Source organism: Runella defluvii (genome assembly GCF_014195535.1).
GTDB lineage: Bacteria > Bacteroidota > Bacteroidia > Cytophagales > Spirosomataceae > Runella > Runella defluvii.
This window is the reverse complement of record NZ_JACIBY010000020.1, coordinates 34345-56276: the sequence shown is the minus strand read 5'-3', so window position 1 is coordinate 56276 and position 21932 is coordinate 34345. Positions and strand designations below refer to the sequence as shown.

The window sequence follows — 21932 nt, the reverse complement described above, 5'->3', positions numbered from 1 at the left end:
CCAAGTGCGAGGGCTTTTTTGTTGTGCTTTCGGTTCCTCAGAACCGAAATGTCTGTTGGGCGTCGGATGTGAGCATCCGACGGCACGTTTTGTGTTTTCGGTTCTTCAGAACCGAAATGTCTGTTAGGCGTCGGATGTGAGCATCCGATGGCACGTTTCGTGTTTTCGGTTCCTCAGAACCGAAATGTCTATTGGGCGTTGGATATGAGCATCCGACGGCACGTTTCGTGTTTTCGGTTCCTCAGAACCGAAATGTCTGTTAGGCGTCGGATGTGAGCATCCGACGGCACGTTTTGTGTTTTCGGTTCCTCAGAACCGAAATGTCTGTTGGGCGTCGGATGTGAGCATCCGACGGCACGTTTTGTGTTTTCGGTTCCTCAGAACCGAAATGTCTGTTAGGTGTCGGATGTGAGCATCCGACGGCACGCTGACGTATATCCCCTCATTTGGGTGAAAGGTTTTTGAAATAGAAGTGCTAACTTGCGACTTCTTTCGTGTCCAATTCCGCTTCATCCATGAATTATACCTCTACGCTGGTACTGTGCCTGCTGTCGTTCTGTTGTTTTTCGCAAGACGTTCAACTGTTTAAACCTGATTCGGTTCGCAAAGAATTTGAGGCGGTTAAGATTTCTACTAACCTGAAAGTTGATGGTCATTTGAACGACAAAGAATGGCAGTTGGCCAAGCCCAAAAGCGACTTTATTGAAGTTGACCCTCGCCAAGGAGACAAACCCCGCCACCACACCGAAATTCGGGCTTTATTCAACCAAAACTACCTGTATTTGGGCGTTTTTAACCGCGATACGTTGGGCAAAAAATCGGTACGTGTTATTGATTTTAAGCGCGATTTTAACACCCGAACCTCTGATTTTGTGGGAATGAGCATCGACGGTTTCAACGACCGTCGCAATGCAATGGTCTTTACCACCAATCCCCACGGCGTGCAGCGCGATTTCCTATCTTTTGATGCTACGTATATTGACTTAGATTGGGATGGGCTTTGGCGGGTTCGGACCACGCGCTCGGACTCAGGTTGGGTAGCCGAATTTGCCATTCCTTGGAAAACATTACGTTACGCCAAATCAGACGAAGCAACCCAAAGTTGGGGTTTTAATGTCAATCGTGGGCGTCGTATGACCAACGAAAACTACGCCTTTTCGCCTTTTCCACGTTCGTTTAATGTCTTGCGTATGGACTATGCAGGTATCATTAAAGGACTTCAACCGCCTCCGCCCACGGCCAACGTTCGCATACAACCGTATTTTTTGACTTCCTACGACCGTTATCGGCAAATCGACGGCCGAAAACCCGAAGATGCGGCGGTAAAAGTAGGAGGCGAGATAAAATGGGCGGTAAATTCGCGGGCGGTCTTGGATTTGACGTTTAATACTGATTTTGCACAAGCCGACGCCGACCGCCAAGTCAACAACGTTACACGTTTTTCGGTCTTGTTTCCCGAACGCCGTCAGTTTTTCTTAGAAAATGCCTCGCTGTTTGGGATTGGAATCGGGCCTGCGTCGGATATGTCGGGAGGAACGATGCGGATTCAACCGTTTTTTAGTCGCCAAATTGGGCTAGACGGAACAGGAAATCCGATCCCAATTGATGCAGGTGCGCGTTTTGTGAGTCGTTCGGCCAAAACAAATTACGGAGCCATGTACATCCGTCAACGAGGGTCGGCATCGTCGCCACTGACCCATTATTTTGTCGGACGTTATTCTGAAAACTTGGGCAAACAAAGTCGTTTGGGGGCGTTGGTGACGGTCAAAAATGATTCGGGAAATACCAACATCGTGGGCAACGTGGACGGTTTTGTCCGCTTTGACGAGGCACATTCGCTCAATTGGATGCTCAACGTCAGCCATGATACCAAGGGCAACGTGACGGGGGCTGCGGGTGCAGCGCAGTATTTTTATGCCACCAACCAATGGAAAATATGGTGGACGCAGTCGCTCATTTCAAAATCATATAACCCCGCCGTTGGATTTACTTCGCGTTCTGACGTCATCGGGACTACCCCAGGTATATTTTGGTTTTATCGGGGCAAACACGTCCCTTTCAAAAAAATAATCCGTTCGGTAGAACCGAGTTTGTTGGTTGAGTTTTACCACCAAGCGAGTACTGGGCGTTTGATTGAACGTTCGTACGGGTTGAGCCCTTTTTGGCTCATGCTGCAATCGGGTGGTTTTATGGGGCACATCATGACGCCTACTTATCAGTATTTGACCGAGCCGTTTAGTCCGTTGGGGGTAAAAATCAACGCAGGAAGTTACAATTATACGCGTCATGCTGTCTATTGGGGAAGCGATGGTTCCAAAAAAGTAAGCTTCAATTGGAACGGTGAATACGGAACGTATTACAACGGCAAACTGAATACGACCAACTTTAGTATGTTAGTGGCGCCGATTCCGCACGTTTCCATTACAGGAAGGTACAATCGGAATACTTTCAAGAATGTGGGTGTTAATAATACCTCCAAAAACATTGATTTGTGGTCGATAGAAGGGCGTTTTGCCGCAAATCCACGTCTGCAATTGATTGGTTTTTACCAAAGAAATACCGATACCCAAGCCAATAATTACAACATTCGTCTTTCGTGGGAATACCAACCGTTGTCGTTTATCTACATTGTCTTCAACAAACGGGAGTTTCAATCAACCACTCGCCTAGATACGCGCAGTCAGGAAGACCATCTTATTGCGAAGATTAGCTATTTAAGACAATTGTAAGGAAATGTCGAGTGGGGAGTACAGAGTGTCGAGTGGGTTAGGCGTTTGCGGGTTTCGTGAGTTTTTTGCCAAAAAACCAAAAACAAATTCCTAACAAAACAGAACATCCAAGCGTAAGCATAAAGTTGTTTTGGTCATAACCGATGCTACCACAGTAGGCGTAAAGCACACAAAGTGGGAGGTAACCGATGAGGTTATACAACAAATAGTGCTTAAACGGCATGTTGTTGAAGCCACAAACTACACAAATACTTTCGGAGAGAATTGGAATACCCCTTGACAGCAGGATTGCCAATGAACCGTATTTTTCAAGAAAAAGTAGTGCGCGGTGCGTTGAAACCTGCGACTGTTTTTTGCTGCCTATTTTGCCCAAATAGTAACCCGCCACACAGCCTAGCATTAGTCCAGCCAAAGAAACGAGCGTCCCCGAAAACGTCCCAAGTACGTAGCCGTTGAAATACATGACCAAGATAGAAGGAACGGGCAAAAGTAGGTCGGAGGCAAGCAAGAGGGTACTCAAAGCGCCAAATTGCCACGGATACTGCACAAGCGTATTTAATTTATCCGCAAAGACGGTTTCGAGGTTTTGGAATACCAAAAACGTAGCAATCACAAAACTGGCGAACACCAACAACGGATAAAGTAAGCTTTTCATTCATCAACGCATTTGTGAGGCTAAAAAGTAGCCGTGTTGTTATTGCGCTAAATAGCTGATTTCGGCGATAAATTGCTTGCCTCCTGGTGAAAGTTTTTCTTGTGCACGGGCCGACAATTTGATGATAATGCGGTTGTTAGCACTGATATCAGGAAGTTTGCCAATCACTTTGACCCAAACACTTTGGCTATTGTTCATATTTTTGACCTGAATCAACGACCCCACGGGTGCAGTGCGGTGGAGGGCTAAATATTTGCTGTTGTTGTCGGTGCCGTCCAATACCTCTGCTACTCCCGTTTCCATGATACGTTTGCCTGTGTTGGCAATTTTAGGTTCGGGCAAATTGGCATTGGTAGGGTCTTCGGGACGAACAGGCGGAGGCGGCAATTTCTCTTCGCTTGGCTTTTTCGCTTCGGTCAGTTTCACCGAATCTAATTTATTCTTCTTGAGATAATCCTGGTACGTATTTTCCGAAACAATCAATTCTTGCCCCGAACGAAGCTGGTCGGAGGTAAGACCGTTCCAACGCCGAATATCAGCCATCAAGACGCCGTACTTAATCGCAATTCCGTACAGCGATTGTCCACCTTCCACTTTGTGCAAGCCTGTTTTGGGTGCCGAAATGGGGGCAGGTTTTGTGTCTTCCTTTTCGGGTTCTTCCGTTGGGGTGGCGGTAGGTTTGGTATCTGCCTCTTTGCCTTTGTCTTCATCTACTTTGACAACGGGAGAGGTTTTCGATTGAATTTCGTAATCCAAAACGAGCTTATTTCCTTCGGGTTTTTTATCCGTCTTTTCGGGTTCTTTAGCGGCCGTTTTTGTAGGTGAGCCGCCCGAGCGGGCAGGGACACGCACCACTTGCCCAACGGAAAGATTGTCTTTCATTCCAGGGTTGGCATCTTTCAATGCCTTAATGGTGGTTTGGTACTTACGCATCACTGCGTAGAGGGTTTGGCCAGGTTCTACTTTGTGAATGACGTACGTTTTCCCATTTTTATTCTCGATGCCTGTAGAGTCGAAGGGAAAGGGAGAAGCCATGGCCTTTGCTCCCATCAACAGCGCTACTACTACAAGGCAACATCCAACTCGCGTAATCATGGTTTCGGCAATTTTATAACTACTAATTCTTGTAAATTTTTCAAATACACTAAATGGTGCTCATTGTAAAAAGACTCACCAAAAGCAGTACTCGTCACGTCGGTTTCAAGGGTTTCGTGGTGAAGCACCGTTTTTGATGTATTTACGACCAAGATAGAGCGGGATAGAGCAGTTGCGTTAGCGTGGTAAAGATACTGAAAAAACAAAATATGTCCACCAATTTCCCCATAATTTAGGGCTTTTTGGGGTGTTTTGCCAATTATTTTTTGGATAAACTGACCGATAACCGAATAGTATGGGCTGCTTTCTGGGTGTTCGGTAGGAAAGCGCCAAGAAGCATTCGTGGCCGATTGCTCTAGGACAGAAGCTGCCGAAAGGCTTCCGTCTCTTAAATGCCGATGCGTAATGTTTAGCTGCAAATCGCTTTGGGTTTGTCCAGTTTGAAGCAGCTGCCCGTCGGTAGCCACAAAAGAATATCCCTCTAGTTTCCAAAGAAATACACCCGTTTTGGCGTCGATGGCCAATAGCGACTTGGGAGCGGGTTGTTCGCTACCTGCATACGTATGAAACAACAAAACCCCCGAATAAAACCCAATTAGGCTGGTCCACCAATCGGTATCAGCGATTGTTTTTTGCCAACAAACAGCATCATTTTCTACATCAATCACCGCCCATTTAACCCCTGATTTGCTCCGAAGTTCAACCGCCAACAAAGAAGCCGTCGTCTCCGCAGGAATGGTGTCATAAATTAGCCGCCAAACGGGTAGCGCAAAGGTAAAGGTGTGGGTGGGGAGCATTTGGGAAGTTGGTGAAATGGTCAAATTTGCAAGGGGCAAGGGGGGCAAAAGGCAAAGGGCAAAAGGCAAAGGGCAAAGCCGAGTTTGCAAATTTGCCTCTTGCCAACTTGCAAATTTACCCCTTGCGCACTTGCCTCTGGACTTAATACAACTGTGCTTTGTTGGAAAGTAATGACCAAATGAGGGCTAAGATGGCCACAATGCCGATGGCAAACGAAAGGCTAACAGCGTTGGAAATGAGGCCGATGAGGGCAGGGCCTGCTAAAAAACCTGCCAAGCTAAACGTATTCATGGTGGCTAGTCCTGCGCCTTTGGCCATGCCTGGGACGCGGGCGGCACTTCCGTATAAAATAGGTGCTCCACACGATACGCCTGCTCCCACTAACCCAAAGCCTAAAATAGCCGTGAGGGTATAGGGGAAAAACACGGCAATTAGAATGCCTGATGCGGCGATGATTCCACCCGTAACGAGCACTTTTCGGCTACCGTATTGTGGAATAAGGGCATCCCCAATAAACCGTCCAGAAGCCATAAAAAAAGCATAACAAGCAAACCCCCAACCAATGAAAAAGTCGTTGGCTTCTACCACTTCACGCATGTAAACAGCCGTCCAATCCGACATGGTACCTTCGGTGATGTTGGTACAAAGCGAAATGGCAATCATCCCCACCAAGACACGGTTGGGCCAAGCAAACTTAGCACCGCCTTCGCTTTTGAGCTTCTCTTCGTGAATGTCCATGATGATGGGCCGAGCCAAAACAATGATGGTTAAAATCGTGAGAGTGATGATGGAAACGTGTACCGCAGGAGGGACTTTAAAGCCCATCAAGACACTGGCCAAAGCCGAACCTATCATTCCGCCCCCGCTGAACATGCCATGTGATGTGGACATAATAAATGTCCCGTCTTGTTTTTCAATCGCCGTAACGCAGGTATTCATCGCAACGTTGGTAAAGGCAATGCCAATGCCTAAAAGTCCGAGCGAAATGGAGGTCATCCAAAGCGCAGGAACGTTGACAGGCAGTAGATACACCAAAGCCATGCCCGTGAGTCCACCAAGGGTAGTGGTTCTCATGCCAAAACGATTGATAACCAGCGTGGAAAGAGGATTGGTGAGTGTCGAAGCCAATGGCAAACTCAACAAGAGCAAGCCAAGCTGTGCATCGTCCAAACCATATTTTTGTTTAACAAATGGAATCCACGTGACCCAATTTCCAAACAGAAACCCTACCGAAGCAAAGATAGCTCCGATGGCTAGGCTGCGGTGGTTGGTAAAATACGTTTTTAAGTGAGTTGTCATACCAAATTAAGAAAGCAATTGTTTTACGAAATCGAAGTTCAACGAATCGTAATTGGCAATATAAGCACTACAAGGCGGAAGCTCATTCGGGCCATGTGAGGTAGTAACACCCACCACTTTCATGCCTGCGGCGAGTCCTGCTTTTACTCCCGAAACTGAGTCTTCAAAAACCACGCAGCGGTCAGGAGAAATTCCCAAACGTTCGGCGCTTTTGAGGTAAACTTCAGGGTTGGGTTTGTGCTGAGTAACGTCTCTTTCCGAGAGCATCGATTCCATTATTTGTCCCAATAATGGAATGCGTTCCACCATCATGTCTAAGTTTTCAAATGGGGCAGAAGTGGCAATACCCGTTTTGACGTTATTTTGCTTGAGGTCTTTCAAAAAAGGCAAAAGCCCAGAAATAGGCTCGGCGATAGAAGTATATAGCTCGCGGAAAAGCGCTTCTTTTTCAAATTGGAGTTGAGTGAGTTCGGCTCCTTCTACGTTTTTTTTGAAAAAATAGCTCAAAATGTAGCTGTTGTGCTTGCCATACATGTGATTTTGGAGCTCTTCTTCGGTGGGAACGATGGCGTATTGGTCCAAAAATTTACGCCAAGCGATGTTGTGAGTGGGGTTGGTGTCGGCAATAACGCCGTCCATGTCAAAGATTACTGCAATGTCTGTCATTTCGTAAATGGAAACTTTTGAAAAAAAGCTCCGCTGGATTGTTTTGAAGCTACAAAAGTAATGCCTCTTTCTCAATTGACGCTACGACTTTGTTTACCTTTTCTAACACTATATTGCTTTTGTGTTATTTCTACTTAATTTACATCAAAAAACCAACCCCTATTTATTTCAAACATGTTTAAATACGCAGCGATTAGCTCAGTGGCAGCAACCGTGATTTTGGCCAGCCAACTGATGCACCAACCTCAGCCCACTACCGAGTATGTGGCTACCCCTGCCGCTTTTGAAACGGCTGCCAACAACTACAAAAATTTCTGCTCAGGTTGCCACGGCGAAAAAGTAGAAATGTTTGTGGATCGCCAGTGGAAACATGGCAAAACGAAGGACGATTTAATCAAAAGTATCACCAATGGCTACCCCGACAATGGAATGCCTGCGTGGGGAAAATCGCTCAAAAAAGAGGATATCGACGCCTTAGCCGATTATGTTTTGGAGGGACTCGATAAAGCAAGCAAGTACAGCTTTGCGTCAAAACCTAAATCAAATATTTTTACATCGGAAGATATGACCGTCAAACTCGACACCATCGCCAGTGGGTTGAGTAGCGCGTGGGGAATGACGTTTTTGCCCGATGGTGATATGCTCATTACCGACCGTAACGGTAGTATTTATCGGGTGGATAGAAACAAACAGAAGGAAAAAGTAACGGGCGGGCCTGAGGTGTTAGCTGAAGGTCAGGGAGGACTACTTGATGTGGAACTTCACCCTAAATTTGCCCAAAACCAACTGATTTATTTCTCTTATTCGGCGTTTAAAACGGTTGATGGAACAAAACTTTCTACCACGGCCGTCATGCGTGCCCGACTCATGGGAAATATGCTGACCGACCAAAAAGTGATTTTTGAGGCATTGCCTTACTTAAAAACGCGCCATCATTATGGTTCACGATTGGAATTTGATCGCAATGGTTTCTTGTTTGTATCCGTGGGTGATCGTGGGCAGCACCAGCCGCTCTTTCCGCAGTCGGTTGAAAATGCCTGTGGAAAAATTCACCGAATCAATGACGATGGAAGCATCCCTGCCGATAATCCGTACGTCAAACAAGACAAAGCGATTGCGTCGATTTATTCGTTTGGACATCGCAATCCGCAAGGTTTGGCCATGCACCCTACGACGGGCGAAATGTGGGAACACGAACACGGCCCTCGCGGCGGCGACGAGTTGAACCTCATTCGCAAAAACGTCAACTACGGCTGGCCTACGATTTCGTACGGTATCAATTACGACGGAACGGTGTTGACTCCACTAACGGCCAAAGAAGGTATGGCACAGCCGAATTTGTATTGGATTCCGTCGATTGGCCCGAGCGGGATGGTGTTTGTGACGGGCGATAAATACCCTGCTTGGAAAGGCGATTTGTTGGTAGGTTCGCTGCGTTTTAAGTACCTCAACCGTTGTAAAATGGAAAATGGAAAAGTGGTGAAAGAAGAGATTTTGCTCGAAAACCTCGGTCGTTTGCGTAACGTTCAAATGGGCCGCGACGGTTATATCTATGTAGGAGTAGAAGACCCAGGTTTTGTATTTCGTTTAGTACCCGTGAAAAAATAATAAATGAAAATCGCAACCATCATTCTGAACGTACTCCTTCTGATAGGGCTTATCCCGTCGATTCTTGCTGCAATGACCTCCCCCATGATTTTTGATGCTGGGCAGAGTAGTCATTTGTGGCGGGTATTTTGGACGGCGGTGGCTTTGCCTGTGGTCATCGTGGTTTGCCAAATCATTTCGTGGATTGCTTTTTATCGGGATAACTATTCGATGGCGTTCAAAATTAGCCTGATTCCTACCGTACATGTTGTGGTACTTATTTTATTAATGCTGACCATGAATGGCACGGTTACAAGAGGCCCGTCTTCCCAAAATACCGAAAAAAAAACAGGATAGTGTAGGTGCAAAATTTGGCTCAGGTTATTCGTAACCTGAGCCAAATCTACTTTTCAGGGGCGGTGTTAGGGGTTTAGCAAACTTTCCTTGTACTTTTGGGGTTAGTTAAAAAAATTGACCAGTCCTATCATAGCAAAAGTGTACCCGAACTAGGGATACCGTCATTACAATGGGTGACCTAACGATTAACAAAGAGAAAATACTTCAAGCGCTCAGTACTGTACAAGAGCCAGATCTTAAAAAAGACCTTGTAACGCTCGGCATGATTCGAGACGTAGAAACAGGGATTGACTTGGTAAGTTTTACGGTGGTGCTAACGACCCCCGCTTGCCCGTTGAAAGAACTCATACGCAAGGATTGTACGGATGCCATTCATAAGTTTTTTGGCAATCATATTCGGGTCAATATAAACATGACCGCCGATATTACAACCACTCGTTCGGGCGGGCCCGTGATGCCACAAGTTAAAAATATCATTGCCATAGCATCAGGCAAAGGAGGCGTAGGAAAATCGACAGTGACGGCCAATTTGGCCATGGCGTTGTTGCGCGCGGGGGCTAAAGTGGGTATTTTGGATGCGGATATTTACGGACCTTCGATGCCTGTGATGTTTGGCGCCGAAGACATGCAGCCTCGCATTGTGACGCGCGATGGGCGCAACCTGATGATGCCGATTCAGCAATGGGGAATCAAAATCATTTCGATGGGCTTCTTAGTGCCTGCCGAAAGTGCCACTGTTTGGCGCGGCCCAATGGCAAGTACGGCGTTGCGACAGTTGATTGGTGATGTAGAATGGGGCGAATTAGATTATTTGTTGATTGACCTGCCGCCAGGCACAAGTGACATTCACTTGACGTTGGTGCAAGCATTGCCCGTCACGGGAGCGGTGATTGTCACAACGCCTCAGAAAGTTGCCTTGGCCGATGCCATCAAAGGTTTGGCAATGTTCCGTCAGCCGCAAATCAACGTTCCTGTGCTTGGGGTCGTTGAAAATATGGCCTATTTTACCCCTGCCGAACTTCCCAACAACAAGTATTTCTTATTTGGAAAAGATGGAGGAAAAGAACTTGCGTCAAAGTTTGATGTGCCAGTCATTGGGCAAATTCCGTTGGTGCAGGGGATTCGTGAAGGAGGGGACGAAGGACGCCCAGCGTTTTTGAGTGAAGATGAAATTACAAAAGCGGCTTTCCAAGAAGCAGCCGAAAGTTTGGCGCAGCAGGTGGCAATTCGAAATGCGACTCAGGCCAAAACCAAACAGGTCGAGATTCGGGTGTAGAAAGCGCCGAACCTTGATTGGCAATGAAAAAATGTACATATTAGCGTTTTAATCACAGGTTAATACAAACATTCATGGAAGAATTAAAATCACGCGTGGAAAATGCCCTCAATAGCATTCGTCCGTATTTGGAGGCGGATGGGGGCAACGTCAAAGTGAAAGAAATTACGGATGAGATGACCGTAATGTTGGAGCTCACGGGTGCTTGTAGTGCTTGTCCTATGTCTTCAATGACGTTTAAGGCAGGCTTGGAAGAGGCTATTTTGAAATCGGTACCCGAAATCAAAAAAGTAGAAGCCCTCAATTTAACACCTGCGTTTTAAGGAAAAAGCCTTCGTTTTGATAGTTGCAAACCCTTTGCAAAAATAAAAAGTGCTTCTAGGTTTAAACTTAGAAGCACTTTTTTGTTAAAACAGGGCCGCCGTTGGTTATTTCCACCAAGCCTTGTTAGGATAATGGCGATTGATTTCTACCACTTCGCCAATCATAGGGGTTGTTACTGGAACGTTTAGCTCTTGTGCTTTTTTGGTAACACGCTCGATGGGTTCCATCCACGGATGCAGACCTAAAGTAAACTTGGCCCAGTGAACGGGTAAAAGTGTTTTTGCTTTTAGTTCAACGGCTGCTTGAGCTACTTCTTCGGGCATCATGTGAATGTATTTCCACATCTGGTTGTACTGGCCACATTCCAAAATCGCTAAGTCAAACGGTCCGTATTTCTCGCCAATTTCTTTAAAATGGGTGTCGTAGCCCGAATCTCCCCCAAGGTACAGGTTGTATTGGGGTGTTTTTAAAATAAAAGACGACCAAAACGTTTGGGCACGTTTAATGCCTCTTCCCGAAAAATGGCGGGCGGGCGCGGCGGTGATTTCTAACGAATCGGCAATGGTTGTGTTCTCCCACCAGTCTAACTCATTGATTTGTGAAGGAGAATAACCCCAATGCTGCAAGTGCGAACCTACACCAAGTGAGGTCACCACTTGTTTTACTTTGGGTTGAAGGGCTTTGACGGTTGGGTAGTCGAGGTGGTCGTAGTGGTCGTGTGAAATAATGAGGAGGTCGATGGGTGGAAAATCATCTAAAGAATAGACGTTACTACCTGCGTAATTGCTCCCAAAAAAAGAAACAGGTGAGGCATTTCCACTAAAAACGGGGTCCACCAAAATAGTTTTTCCTCCAACCTTCAAAAAATACGATGAATGCCCAAACCAAACCACCGAAGGGACATCGTTGGGCAGGTTTTTTAAATCGGTTTTAACCGACGGGAGGGGCTGGCTAGGTTCTTTATTTTCGACTTTGACAAAATAGGCTTTGAGAATATCCCAGTAGCTAGTGCCTTCGGCTAGGTCGGGGGTAAGGTGTTGATTTTGGAAGCCTTTTTCTTTGTAATGAGATGATTTTTTGATTTTCTCAAGGTGCGCTCCCTCAGGATTGCGCCCAAATTGCGGCTGTTGCAGGTAAAAATAACCTCCCAAAGCGAGGGCGGCTAAAATAATAAGGGTTGTCATCATGGTTTTTTTGAATTTGCGAGACATTTGTCGGTGTTAGTTGGGGTATTTACTTTTAAGAAAAGCGAGGGTAGTTTCAATGTATTCTGGAGACGGAGAAAGGGCAAGTTGGTGACTAAAACCGTCTAAAAGCATCATCAAAATCTTAACTTCTTGCTCGGGTTGTGCGTATCCGAGTGCCCGAAAACCATCGGTAAGTGCTTGTATCACTTTTAGGTGCGCAGGACTTGGGGTGTAGGTTTGGTTCTTGTATTTTTTCTGCCACTTGAGCGAAAACTGTAGCATCCAAAACTCCCGCTCTTCCTGAAAAAGCTGAACGGGTAGTTCGAGCGTCGCGTGGATTTGGTCAACGGGGTTGGATAATTGTAAAATACGCTCGGCATTGGCGCTAAGCCGCTCTTCGCTCATGGCGACGATGGCGTCCATGAGGCCGTCTTTGTTGGTAAAATGGCGAAAAATTAACCCTTCCGATACGCCCGCTTCTTTGGCAATGAGGCTCGTGGGGGTGGTGTCAAACCCTTTTTCGGCAAAAAGCCGAAGGGCGGTTACCAAAATAAGCTCTTGTTTTTCAGTCATTGTTTAATAAAAGTGAGTAATCACTTACAAAACTGACCGATGCGTAAAATGGTTCAAGAGGGCGCATTTTTTCTTGGGTACGTCGGAGACGCTAGGGCGAAAATGTCCCAAATTGGAGTTCAAAACACTCGCTTATGGGCGCCAGTCTTTTAAAATGCCAGCGTGGTCATTTTGGAGAAGCTGCTCAAACAATAGGGTAGTGGCGGAGGCGTCGCCCATGGCGCGGTGGTGGTTGACGTGGCGGATTTGGAGGTCGCGGCAAATGTTGCCCAAACTGTACGACTTATAGCCAGGGAAAATTTTCCGACTTAGTTTCACTGTACACAACGTATCGCGTTTGAAATACTCATCCAAACGGTTGAATTCCCGTTGTACAAACCCATAATCGAACGAGGCATTGTGCGCTACGAAGGCGGCATTGAGGGTCATTCGGCGTACTTCGTCGGCTATTTCTTCAAAAGTAGGGGCATCTTTGACCATCTCGTTGTCGATGCCCGTCAGTTGGGTAATAAAACTAGGAATCCAACAGGCAGGATTGACCAAGCTTTGGTAAGAATCTATGACTTGGGTGCCATCGTGGCGGATAATCGCAATTTCAGTGATGCGGCTTGTGGCGTAAGCGCCGCCCGTGGTTTCAATGTCAACAATGGCAAACATATAGATGGATATAAACTAAGCTGCAAAAATACGGGAAAATTGCGGGAAGTGAAGGGTAGTTTTCCCCTTGAATAGCCGAAGTCAAATCATGCACCTTTGTACAACTATTCACTAACTCCCTGCTACTCATGAAAGTATATGAACTTGCATTTACCAAAAAAGGCGTTGCTGGCTTACGTCTTCCATGTACTGGAGGAAAAGTATTTGTGCCTTTGAGTGAAATTGTTCGCTTGGAGGGGCGTCGAAATTATACCCTTATCGTAATAAATGCGCATCCACCGATGCTTGTAGCCAAAACGTTGGGGCTTTTTGAAACAGAATTATCTAACTCATTTGTGCGCATTCGGCGGGGGTGTATTATCAACCTACTTCATGCTTCCGTGGGGCACGATGGGTTGGTGCGTCAAAAAGATGGTTTTGCTGCACCCGTCGCCCGACGAAGGGCCAAGCAACCTGCATTGCTCACACAGGCTGCTTGAGAGGCGATTTATCGACCACAAATTTCCCTAAAATCACAAAACTGACAAGCCGTTAGGTAGTCGGTTTTGCGGAAAGGCTCGTCAGGGTTGAGAAGTTTATCTACAACAAAGGTGCGGAGGTAGTTTTCCGATTGTTCTACGTACGATTCGGCATCTTGGGTATCGCCAAATTTTAATGGGTTGAAAATAAAACCACGTTTGATATTGCGCAGTGAGTAAAAGCCCGAAGTCACTTCGTAGGCATCTAAGTGAAACTCACGTCCGCGCAAACGCAAGCCTTTTTCACGCAACATTTGTTTATAAATCAGGTATTGATAAATCCATAACTGCCTGATTTTCTCATGGTTTGAGTTGTCGCCCGAGCTCATGATGTGATCAAGTTTGTCGGGGGTAACTTTGGGGAGCTGTTCGATTTTGCCCGTTTTGTAATCGGCCACGCGAATGACGTTGTTGAGGAGTTCTACTCGGTCAATTTTTCCCGCAATTTTCAAAGCGAGTGAGCCGTCTGACAAGGGTACGTCAAAGGTTGCAGTCAATTTTTGTTCGGTAGCGAGCACAGTAAGGTTTTCATCGCGTTGGCGTTGTTCTTTCAGAAAATCCAACACGGTTTGTTCGGCTACTTGATACAGAAGACGATTAATGCCCGATTCTGGGTCGTAACCTCGGAACAATTTGGCAAATTCTTCGCGCAAAATGGCCTTAATTTCGGCGTCGCTAATGGGCTTGCCGTCCATCAAAAATTCGATGTCAATGCGTTCCAACACGGCGTGTATCCACGAACCAAAATCAGCAGCTCCCATTCTTTCTTCCACTTCTTCGTCTTCCGAAACCCCAGCCACGCGACTAAAATAATATTGAAGTGAGCATTTTAAGTACTGGTTGAGGTGGGTTGCGTATAGACCACCGTTAGTTAAGTTTTGACGTAAAAATGCCAACGTTTCGGGGGTTTTTGGTACGGTCCAATCGTTGCTGATCGTATGTTTGGAGTTTACTGTTTGGGGTTTACTGTTTGGGGTTGTATCGGCGACTTCTTCAGTCATATCGACGGAGGAGGTGTCCATCTCCTGAAACCTAACCACGTGTTCCGTAAACTTGATCGTACCGTTGGCTTTGGGCACAAGTTCATGCTCAATTTGGAGAATAAACCGACTTTTTTCGCCGCCATTGTAGGTGTTTGAATCGGTTACATAGACCAGGTGAACGTCGTTGGCGCGTTGTAAAAGCCGATAAAAATGGTACGACATCACCGCGTCTTGGTCGCTAAACACGGGCAAACCTGCTTCTTTGGCAATGTCAAACGGGATGAGCGAATTTTGACGTTTTGTCAGGGGAAAAACCCCTTCGTTCATCGACAAAATAATGATTCGTTCAAAGTCTAACGCCCTGGTTTCGAGCATCCCTATGATTTGAAGCGGACTGACGGGTTCGCCACTAAATGGGATGCGGGTTTGGCGGATAAGTTCGTACAAAAAGGCTTTAAACGTACGTAAATTAAGCTTTTCAACGTGCTCAGAACTGAGCGTAGTTTCGAGTTGTTTTAGGAGTGTATAAAACAAGTAGAGGTATTCCGTTTCAATTGCATTTTGGGTGTCTTTATAGACTTCACGCAAAATATCAATCAGGTCATAAAATACCCTGATGACGGTGTGTGGGTTGTCGTCCCAGCGGCTAAAAAGGGTTTTGAAAAGCGGGTGTTGTTGCCCCCATTCGAGGAGTAAGGCAGGGTCAAGATAGACCAAATTGCGCTGCTGAATTTCCCGAATGGTCACTTGAATGATGGTTTCGGTCGAGACATCACGCTGTTGTAATGCCAGAAATTCATAGCGACGAATAAAGGGGTGGTTCAGGACTTTTTGTACCGTTCGGTGGTTGAATTTGGGAATTTTTATGGCTCGTCCGTCCTTGGACCTAAATTCGGCAATGGTAAATTGTAACTCAAAAAGGGAGTCGATAAGCGTAAACAGCAGCGAGTTACGAAGCGTAAGCCCCATCGTTACGTTCAAATCTGTGATGGATTCATCAAGCCCATTGAGCATCGGAACGAGCAGGTTTTCGTCGGCCAAAACAATACCCACGGGGCGTTGTTCCGAACCACCTTGTCCTTCCGCGCACCATTGTTGGTAGAGTTCACCCGCCACTTTCGCTTGCATCGAAGCATTCGGAACGGCATAGACGTGTATGTCTTTTTGGGTGCCTAACAAATGGCTTTCACTCCATTTCCATTCACCTGACCAGGCCGCGTCACGGTATTTACGCAAAAATTTCCCCCCTTCGGCGAGTGGATTATCGCGCATATAGTAGTAATCACAATCCCAAATCGTTTCGGCTTGTTTGGCATTAACGAGGGTTTTGATGATTTTCTCTTCGGCCGCAGTCAGGGCATTGAAGCCAACAAAATAGTAACGCGGTTTGATTGAATGATCGGCAGTGAGTAGGACATCAACTGCATTTTCAGCTAAATCTCGGTAAGCCATTCCGCGAAACGCTCTGTTCCTCTCTTTTAGGTCTTTTTTGAATGAAAAATATACCTTTTTTAGGTTTGAGAACAATTCAAAATACGCTTTTAGGCGGTCTGATTGCGTAGAAACATTGCTGTTTGGCCAATCGACCTGCCACCGTTCGAGGGCTTTGGCTTCGGTGATGTAGTCAAAAAGGTAATCGGCATCAATCAAATACTGATCAATTTGTTCAAAGTCACGCAGGAGCATACTACCCCATTGCAAGTAGCGGTCGAAGGTGATGTTTTTATCAACTTGCTTGAAAATATCGTATAATTCAAAGAGTAGGCTCACATTATCGGCAATTTCGATTTTACAACGGTCAGCTACAAAATCGTCAATTGCGACGACTTCAGGTGCCAAAAATGGCTGAGCAGAACACTGCGCCAAAGCACGCTTCAAAAAATACCCCGAACGTCGGGTAGGAACAATGATGGATAATTGCTCAAGTTGCCGAATGTCAGGATGTTTTGAAAAAATATACCGAGCTGTTTTTTCTAAAAAGGACTCAATCATGGCCAAGCGTTGTATTTAATGTTTTGGTTTAAGGTTCAAGGTTTTGTCAGTAAAATAAGTATTTTTCGTCGCTAAAATCTGGGGTTTTAGCCGATGTTACTAAGAATACTTACTGATTTTTAGAGATATTATTTTAATCATGTTTTAATTTCGCGCTTACATTAGCACAAAAGCACCTAACTTTGTGCGAAGTAAATGAGTAAACACCATTTGTTTAACTAAAAACCAAACTAAATCGTATGCGTAATTTTTTACTGGCAAGCTTTTGCTTGTTATTGGGCTTTTGCACTCAACTCAGAGCGCAAGAGCGTACCGTTACTGGTGCAGTCACCAGTAGTGATGACAGTTCTCCATTACCTGGGGTAAGTGTAGTAGTGAAAGGTACGTTAGTAGGAACTGTTACGGATGGTAACGGGAAGTACTCTATCCGAGTTCCTAATGGCAATAGTACCTTGGTGTATTCATTCGTAGGAATGGAAGAGCAAGAAGTGTTGGTAGGCAGCCAATCAGTAATTAATCCTTCGCTTAAAACCCTTGCCAATGAGCTGAGTGAGGTTGTGGTAGTTGGATACGGTGTGCAGCAGCGCAAAGCTTTTACAGGGTCTGCTTCAAAAGTAGATGCCAAACAATTTGCAAACTTGATGACTCCTTCGATTGACAAGCAGTTGGCTGGTCGTGCGACAGGGGTACAGGTAACAAACGTGGGTGGTGGTGTTAACACGCCAGCACGTATCCGTATTCGTGGTACAAACTCAGTAAACCAAGCCAATGATCCATTGATCGTGGTGGACGGTGTGCCTATCATTTCAGGAAACTTGGCAAGTACAACCAACTCAAACGCCTTGGGAGATATTAACCCTGCCGACATCGAAAACATGGAAGTGTTGAAAGATGGATCGGCTACGGCGATTTATGGTTCGAGAGCGGCTGCGGGGGTTATTTTGATTACCACCAAAAAAGGTACCAAAGGAAGAGGAAAAGTTAGCTACGATGCTTCCATCGGTTTCAACAACGCCCTCAAGCGTTTTGACGTCTTGAATGCTCAGGAATTTGTGACGATTGCCAACGAAAAATTGGCTAATGCAGGTCAAGCTTTGCGTGCCAACATGGACGCAGCTCAAACCAACACCAACTGGCAAGACCAAGTGCTAGTAAACAATGCAGCAGTTCATAACCACACCCTAAGTGCACAAGGTGGTACTGAAAAGACAAGCTACTACATGTCACTTAACTACTCGCAGCAACAAGGGATTATCATTACCAACTTTAACAAAGCATACCGTGCTCGTTTGAACGTAGAACACGAAGCAAACAAGTACCTTAAAGTGGGTAACAACATCACGATTAGCCGCCAAGACGACGGAGACCAAAACAACGGTACAAACGCCTTGAGTGGTGCGATCTCGTCAACGCTTCGTTTGTTGCCAAACGTTTCGCCTTTCAATGCCAATCACCCAACAGGCTATAACATCAACTGGCCAAGTGGTAACTCAATGAACCCAGGCGCTAACACAACTTCAGTGGATGACAACTTCACGAATGCGGCCTTTACGTTGCGTAACAACCAGTACCGTTCGGACAAATACCGTATCATCAACAACAGCTTTATCGAAATTTCTCCGATTCAAGGCTTGAAATTGCGTTCGGTATTCTCGGCCGATATGTTTAGCGATTATAGCTTCCAAAGCTGGACAAACCTTCACGGTGACGGTTACGGAACATCAACGGGTGGAACAAACGGTTATGTTTACAACGAAAACCAAAACCGCTTGCGTTATACGTGGCAAAACTACCTAAACTACAACTTGTCGTTGGGTAAAAACCACAACATTTACTTGACAGCAGGTCACGAAGTACAACGCGATAACTACAAGTGGCACTCTACCTCAGGCTCAAACATCTCGGATATGTTCTTCATCAAAGAAAACTTTATCACGGGTAGTGCAGCCATTCAGACAACGGGTGGATCAATGACGCAGTCTGGTTTTGAATCATTGTTTGGTCGTTTCAACTACGATTTCAACAACAAATACTTCGTACAAGCGTCGATTCGTCGCGATGGACAAAGCTCTTTGGCTCCTGAAAAACGTTACGGGGTATTCCCAGGTTTCTCAGCAGGCTGGCGCGTTTCGCAAGAAGGCTTCTGGGCAAACAGCGGCTTGAGCCAATACATCAACGAAGTGAAATTGAAGGCTTCGTATGCAAGAGTTGGTAACACGTTGAGCGGTTTCCCTTACTTGAGTACATATGGTGCTCGTCCGTACGGAAACATCAGTGGTATTGCAGTATCAGCCATTGGTAACTCTGACTTGCAGTGGGAAACAAGTAACAAATACGACGTAGGACTTGATGTTGGTATCCTTAACAACCGTTTTAACGTAACAGCGGATTACTTCATCAATGACGTTGATAACTTGGTACTTGGTGTTCCAACGCCTTTGAGCGCAGGGGTTCCAGGTAACTCAATTTCTCAAAACATTGGCTCGCTTCGCAACAAAGGATTTGAGTTGTCGATTGGTGGTGACATCATTAGAAGCAAAGACTTCACTTGGAATGCCAACTTCAACTACTCAAATATCAAAAACCAAATCACTGCCCTTTACTCAATCGGTGGTACGGCGGTTCCATACATCCAAAACGGTGGCTATAACTTGATTGAAGTAGGTCAACCTATCAACGTGATTCACGGATACCAGTTCTCAGGTGTAAACTCAGCAAACGGTAACCCAGTTTACTTGAAAGCTGATGGTACACTTGCACAGTTGAACATTTCAAACGGTGCTCCTTTCTCAATTGGTGGTTACTACATTGCTTCAGGCCAAAACGAAGGTACCTTGGGCGCTCAAACGTCGTTGACTTTCAATGACCGTGCGCGTTTAGGAAATCCTACACCTGTATGGTTTGGTGCATTTACCAACAACTTTAACTACAAAGGGTTGGGCTTAGAAATAATGTTGCGTTACTCAGGTGGAAACAAAATCTTCAACATCACTCGTCAAGATGCGTTGATGAACCAAAGTTTCCAAAACAACGGTCGTGAGATTCTTCAGAGATGGCAGAAGCCTGGTGATGTTACTAGCGTACCTAGATTGTACTATGGCCAAGGTAACAACATCAACCAATCTCAATTGGCAAACTCTCGTTTCTTAGAGAGCGGCGATTACCTCCGTTTACAAAACATCGTATTGACTTACAGTGTACCAAGCAAAGCGTTGACAAAAGCAACGAAAGGTTTTGTGCAGAGTTTGCGTTTGTTTGCGCAAGGACAAAACTTGGCTGTATGGACAAAATACAGCGGAGCTGACCCTGACAACATCAGTACGTTGGGCTTAGACAACGCAGTTAGTCCACAAATTAGAACCGTTTCTTTTGGTTTAAATGTTGGTTTTTAATTCACACTACGACAAACGATTGATTTATGAAAACATTAGTAAAAAGAATATTAATAGGTGCGATTCCACTGGCGATGATGAGCAGTTGCGAAACCGCTCTGGACAAAAGCCCTTTCAACGCCATTACTGATGCCAGTGCATTTAGTACGGCTGACCGTTGTCTCCTGTCGTTGTATGGCGTATATGATGCAGCACAAAGTAGCCCATACACCGATGGTTCGGTACGTGGGTATCCTTTTGGAGCGGCCAACATCGAACAAGGTGATGCACGCGGCGAAGACGTTATCAACGTAGCGGCTTTCTTCCAAATTACTTACCAAGCTACTTACAACACCACCACTGCCAACAACGTAGGGCACTGGGGAGCGTTGTACGCGCTTATCAACAAAGCGAACATTTCGATTGATGGCTTTAAAAATGCTGCTAAGTCGAATATCATTACGGCTGCTGCTGCTTCTCAGTTTGAAGCAGAATGTCGCTTCTTGAGAGCATTGGCGCACCACGAAGCCGTGACGCTTTATGCAAGACCCTACTTGGATGGAAACGGAAATAAACTAGGTGTTCCTTACCGTGATTTTGCCATTAACTCAGGTTCGGCAGTAGATCAAGTAAGAGCGATTCCACGTCCAACGGTGGCTGAGAACTACGAAAAAATCTTAGCAGATTTAGATTTTGCTGAAACAAACTTGCCAGCAACACTTTCACCAGGAACAGTTCGTGCGACAAAAGCGGCGGCCATTGCCTTGAAACAACGCGTGAAATTGCACAAAGGTGACTGGGCAGGTGTGATTGCTGAAGGTGCCAAATTGGTACCTGCGGCAGCGCCATTTGTAAGCCCAATTGGTGCTTGGAAATTGACGGACGAGCCTAACGGTGCATTCACAAACAACAGTTCGACGGAGAGCATTTTCTCTATTCGTAACGACGCTTTGGATAACACGGGTACCAACGGAGCCTTGCCAAGTATGTACGGTGCGGCTAACTTAGGTGCGCGTGGTTTGTTGGCAATCTCGCCAATCATCTGGAACAATGCGAAATGGTTGGAAACAGATAAGCGTCGTACGCAATTGTACCTTACTGGTGCCAATGCCAACGGAGCTTCAACTGTGAACGTATTTACGAAGAAATATACGTCTTACACCGAAAGAGCTGACTTTGCACCGCAGATTCGCTACGCTGAAGTATTGTTGAACTCAGCCGAAGCAGAAGCGCGCCAAGCAACGGGTGTGTCTGATAGAGCAATCGCTTTATTGAACGCAGTACGTAACCGTGCTCTTGCTGCGCCTGCAACAGAAGCATATACAGCTGCCAGCTTTGCTGACAAAAAAGCGCTTATCGCAGCTATTTTGTTGGAAAGAAGAATTGAGTTCTTAGCAGAAGGAAAGCGTTGGGCTGATATTCACCGCAATGCCGTTGATCCAGATTTCAACACAGGTGGTATTCCAGCCAAGTATGCGAATGCGGCACAAGGAGCGGCTTTGTACAAGGTAGGTGGAGCAATCAATCCAACCCAAGCGGCTATCCCTTACGCTGATTTCCGTTTTATTTGGCCAATCCCAGATACTGAAAAGACGCAGAACCCAATCATCGAACAAAACCCGGGCTACTAATCGCTTAGGTATATTTTATTGGTATTTATTTCAAAAAGGGAAGCATTTGCTTTCCTTTTTGAGTTTAAAATAACCCCAAAATAATCCATTTGGGATAATAAATAGTTGGTAAACTAAATAATGTGCTTGCAACTTATTGCGTTCTTGCTTAATTTTACGGAACAATTATGAACTGTAACAGGTTTATAGCTGTGTGTTGTAAAACACATTAGAGTCAACCTAAAAACCAACTAA

Annotated in this window: 17 protein-coding genes; 8 read left to right on the top strand and 9 right to left on the bottom strand. The window is 45.7% G+C overall.

The genetic code is table 11. From position 1 onward, the window contains the following. Positions 1 to 515: 515 nt before the first annotated feature. On the top strand, positions 516 to 2729 hold the full coding sequence (locus tag FHS57_RS28120) for a carbohydrate binding family 9 domain-containing protein (protein WP_183979557.1): 2214 nt from the start codon (positions 516 to 518) through the stop codon (positions 2727 to 2729). 37 nt (positions 2730 to 2766) lie between these two features. On the opposite strand, the gene FHS57_RS28115 is transcribed toward FHS57_RS28120, so the two are convergent. From FHS57_RS28115 to FHS57_RS28095, 5 genes are all read right to left on the bottom strand, one after another. Then, on the bottom strand, positions 2767 to 3384 hold the full coding sequence (locus FHS57_RS28115) for a TVP38/TMEM64 family protein (protein ID WP_183979555.1): 618 nt from the start codon (positions 3382 to 3384) through the stop codon (positions 2767 to 2769). Positions 3385 to 3423: 39 nt separating this feature from the next. Then, positions 3424 to 4479, bottom strand: a complete 1056-nt coding sequence (locus FHS57_RS28110; RefSeq protein ID WP_183979552.1) for a septal ring lytic transglycosylase RlpA family protein — start codon at positions 4477 to 4479, stop codon at positions 3424 to 3426. Beyond that, positions 4476 to 5276, bottom strand: coding sequence for a DUF4905 domain-containing protein (locus FHS57_RS28105; RefSeq protein WP_183979550.1), 801 nt, complete (start codon positions 5274 to 5276; stop codon positions 4476 to 4478). Before FHS57_RS28105 ends, FHS57_RS28110 begins: the two co-directional genes overlap by 4 nt. Positions 5277 to 5418: 142 nt before the next feature. Continuing rightward, a complete protein-coding gene (locus FHS57_RS28100; RefSeq protein WP_183979549.1) occupies positions 5419 to 6576 on the bottom strand; it encodes an MFS transporter in 1158 nt (385 codons plus the stop codon). Between the two features lie 6 nt (positions 6577 to 6582). Next, positions 6583 to 7242 (bottom strand): HAD family hydrolase, encoded by a 660-nt coding sequence (locus FHS57_RS28095; protein WP_183979547.1) that lies wholly within the window; start codon positions 7240 to 7242, stop codon positions 6583 to 6585. 174 nt (positions 7243 to 7416) lie between these two features. On the opposite strand from FHS57_RS28095, the gene FHS57_RS28090 reads away from it, so the two are divergent. The 4 genes from FHS57_RS28090 to FHS57_RS28075 all read left to right on the top strand — a co-directional run bounded on the left by FHS57_RS28090 (position 7417) and on the right by FHS57_RS28075 (position 10785). Continuing rightward, the gene (locus FHS57_RS28090) at positions 7417 to 8850 is read left to right on the top strand and encodes a PQQ-dependent sugar dehydrogenase (RefSeq protein WP_229601477.1); all 1434 of its coding nucleotides are present in this window, start codon (positions 7417 to 7419) and stop codon (positions 8848 to 8850) included. Positions 8851 to 8853: 3 nt separating this feature from the next. Continuing rightward, positions 8854 to 9186: a hypothetical protein gene (locus FHS57_RS28085; protein WP_183979545.1), complete on the top strand. Its 333-nt coding sequence runs from the start codon at positions 8854 to 8856 to the stop codon at positions 9184 to 9186. 169 nt (positions 9187 to 9355) lie between these two features. After that, positions 9356 to 10462, top strand: coding sequence for an Mrp/NBP35 family ATP-binding protein (locus FHS57_RS28080; RefSeq protein ID WP_183979542.1), 1107 nt, complete (start codon positions 9356 to 9358; stop codon positions 10460 to 10462). A 74-nt stretch (positions 10463 to 10536) separates the two neighbouring features. Beyond that, positions 10537 to 10785 (top strand): NifU family protein, encoded by a 249-nt coding sequence (locus FHS57_RS28075; RefSeq protein WP_183979540.1) that lies wholly within the window; start codon positions 10537 to 10539, stop codon positions 10783 to 10785. 105 nt (positions 10786 to 10890) lie between these two features. On the opposite strand, the gene FHS57_RS28070 is transcribed toward FHS57_RS28075, so the two are convergent. From FHS57_RS28070 to FHS57_RS28060, 3 genes are all read right to left on the bottom strand, one after another. After that, positions 10891 to 11973 (bottom strand): MBL fold metallo-hydrolase, encoded by a 1083-nt coding sequence (locus FHS57_RS28070; protein ID WP_229601476.1) that lies wholly within the window; start codon positions 11971 to 11973, stop codon positions 10891 to 10893. A gap of 33 nt (positions 11974 to 12006) precedes the next feature. Beyond that, positions 12007 to 12546 carry a TetR/AcrR family transcriptional regulator gene (locus FHS57_RS28065; protein WP_183979536.1) on the bottom strand — a complete coding sequence of 180 codons (540 nt, stop codon included), beginning with the start codon at positions 12544 to 12546 and terminating at the stop codon, positions 12007 to 12009. Between the two features lie 132 nt (positions 12547 to 12678). Continuing rightward, on the bottom strand, positions 12679 to 13203 hold the full coding sequence (locus FHS57_RS28060; RefSeq protein ID WP_183979534.1) for a 3'-5' exonuclease: 525 nt from the start codon (positions 13201 to 13203) through the stop codon (positions 12679 to 12681). A gap of 128 nt (positions 13204 to 13331) precedes the next feature. Here FHS57_RS28060 and FHS57_RS28055 point away from each other — a divergent pair, with 128 nt between their 5' ends. Then, positions 13332 to 13682 (top strand): LytTR family DNA-binding domain-containing protein, encoded by a 351-nt coding sequence (locus FHS57_RS28055; protein WP_183979531.1) that lies wholly within the window; start codon positions 13332 to 13334, stop codon positions 13680 to 13682. 8 nt (positions 13683 to 13690) lie between these two features. On the opposite strand, the gene FHS57_RS28050 is transcribed toward FHS57_RS28055, so the two are convergent. After that, positions 13691 to 16696, bottom strand: a complete 3006-nt coding sequence (locus FHS57_RS28050; protein WP_183979529.1) for a PD-(D/E)XK nuclease family protein — start codon at positions 16694 to 16696, stop codon at positions 13691 to 13693. A gap of 239 nt (positions 16697 to 16935) precedes the next feature. Here FHS57_RS28050 and FHS57_RS28045 point away from each other — a divergent pair, with 239 nt between their 5' ends. Together FHS57_RS28045 and FHS57_RS28040 are read left to right on the top strand one after the other, a co-directional pair. Next, positions 16936 to 20088: a SusC/RagA family TonB-linked outer membrane protein gene (locus tag FHS57_RS28045; protein ID WP_183979527.1), complete on the top strand. Its 3153-nt coding sequence runs from the start codon at positions 16936 to 16938 to the stop codon at positions 20086 to 20088. 26 nt (positions 20089 to 20114) lie between these two features. Next, positions 20115 to 21698 carry a RagB/SusD family nutrient uptake outer membrane protein gene (locus FHS57_RS28040; protein ID WP_229601475.1) on the top strand — a complete coding sequence of 528 codons (1584 nt, stop codon included), beginning with the start codon at positions 20115 to 20117 and terminating at the stop codon, positions 21696 to 21698. Positions 21699 to 21932: the final 234 nt, after the last annotated feature.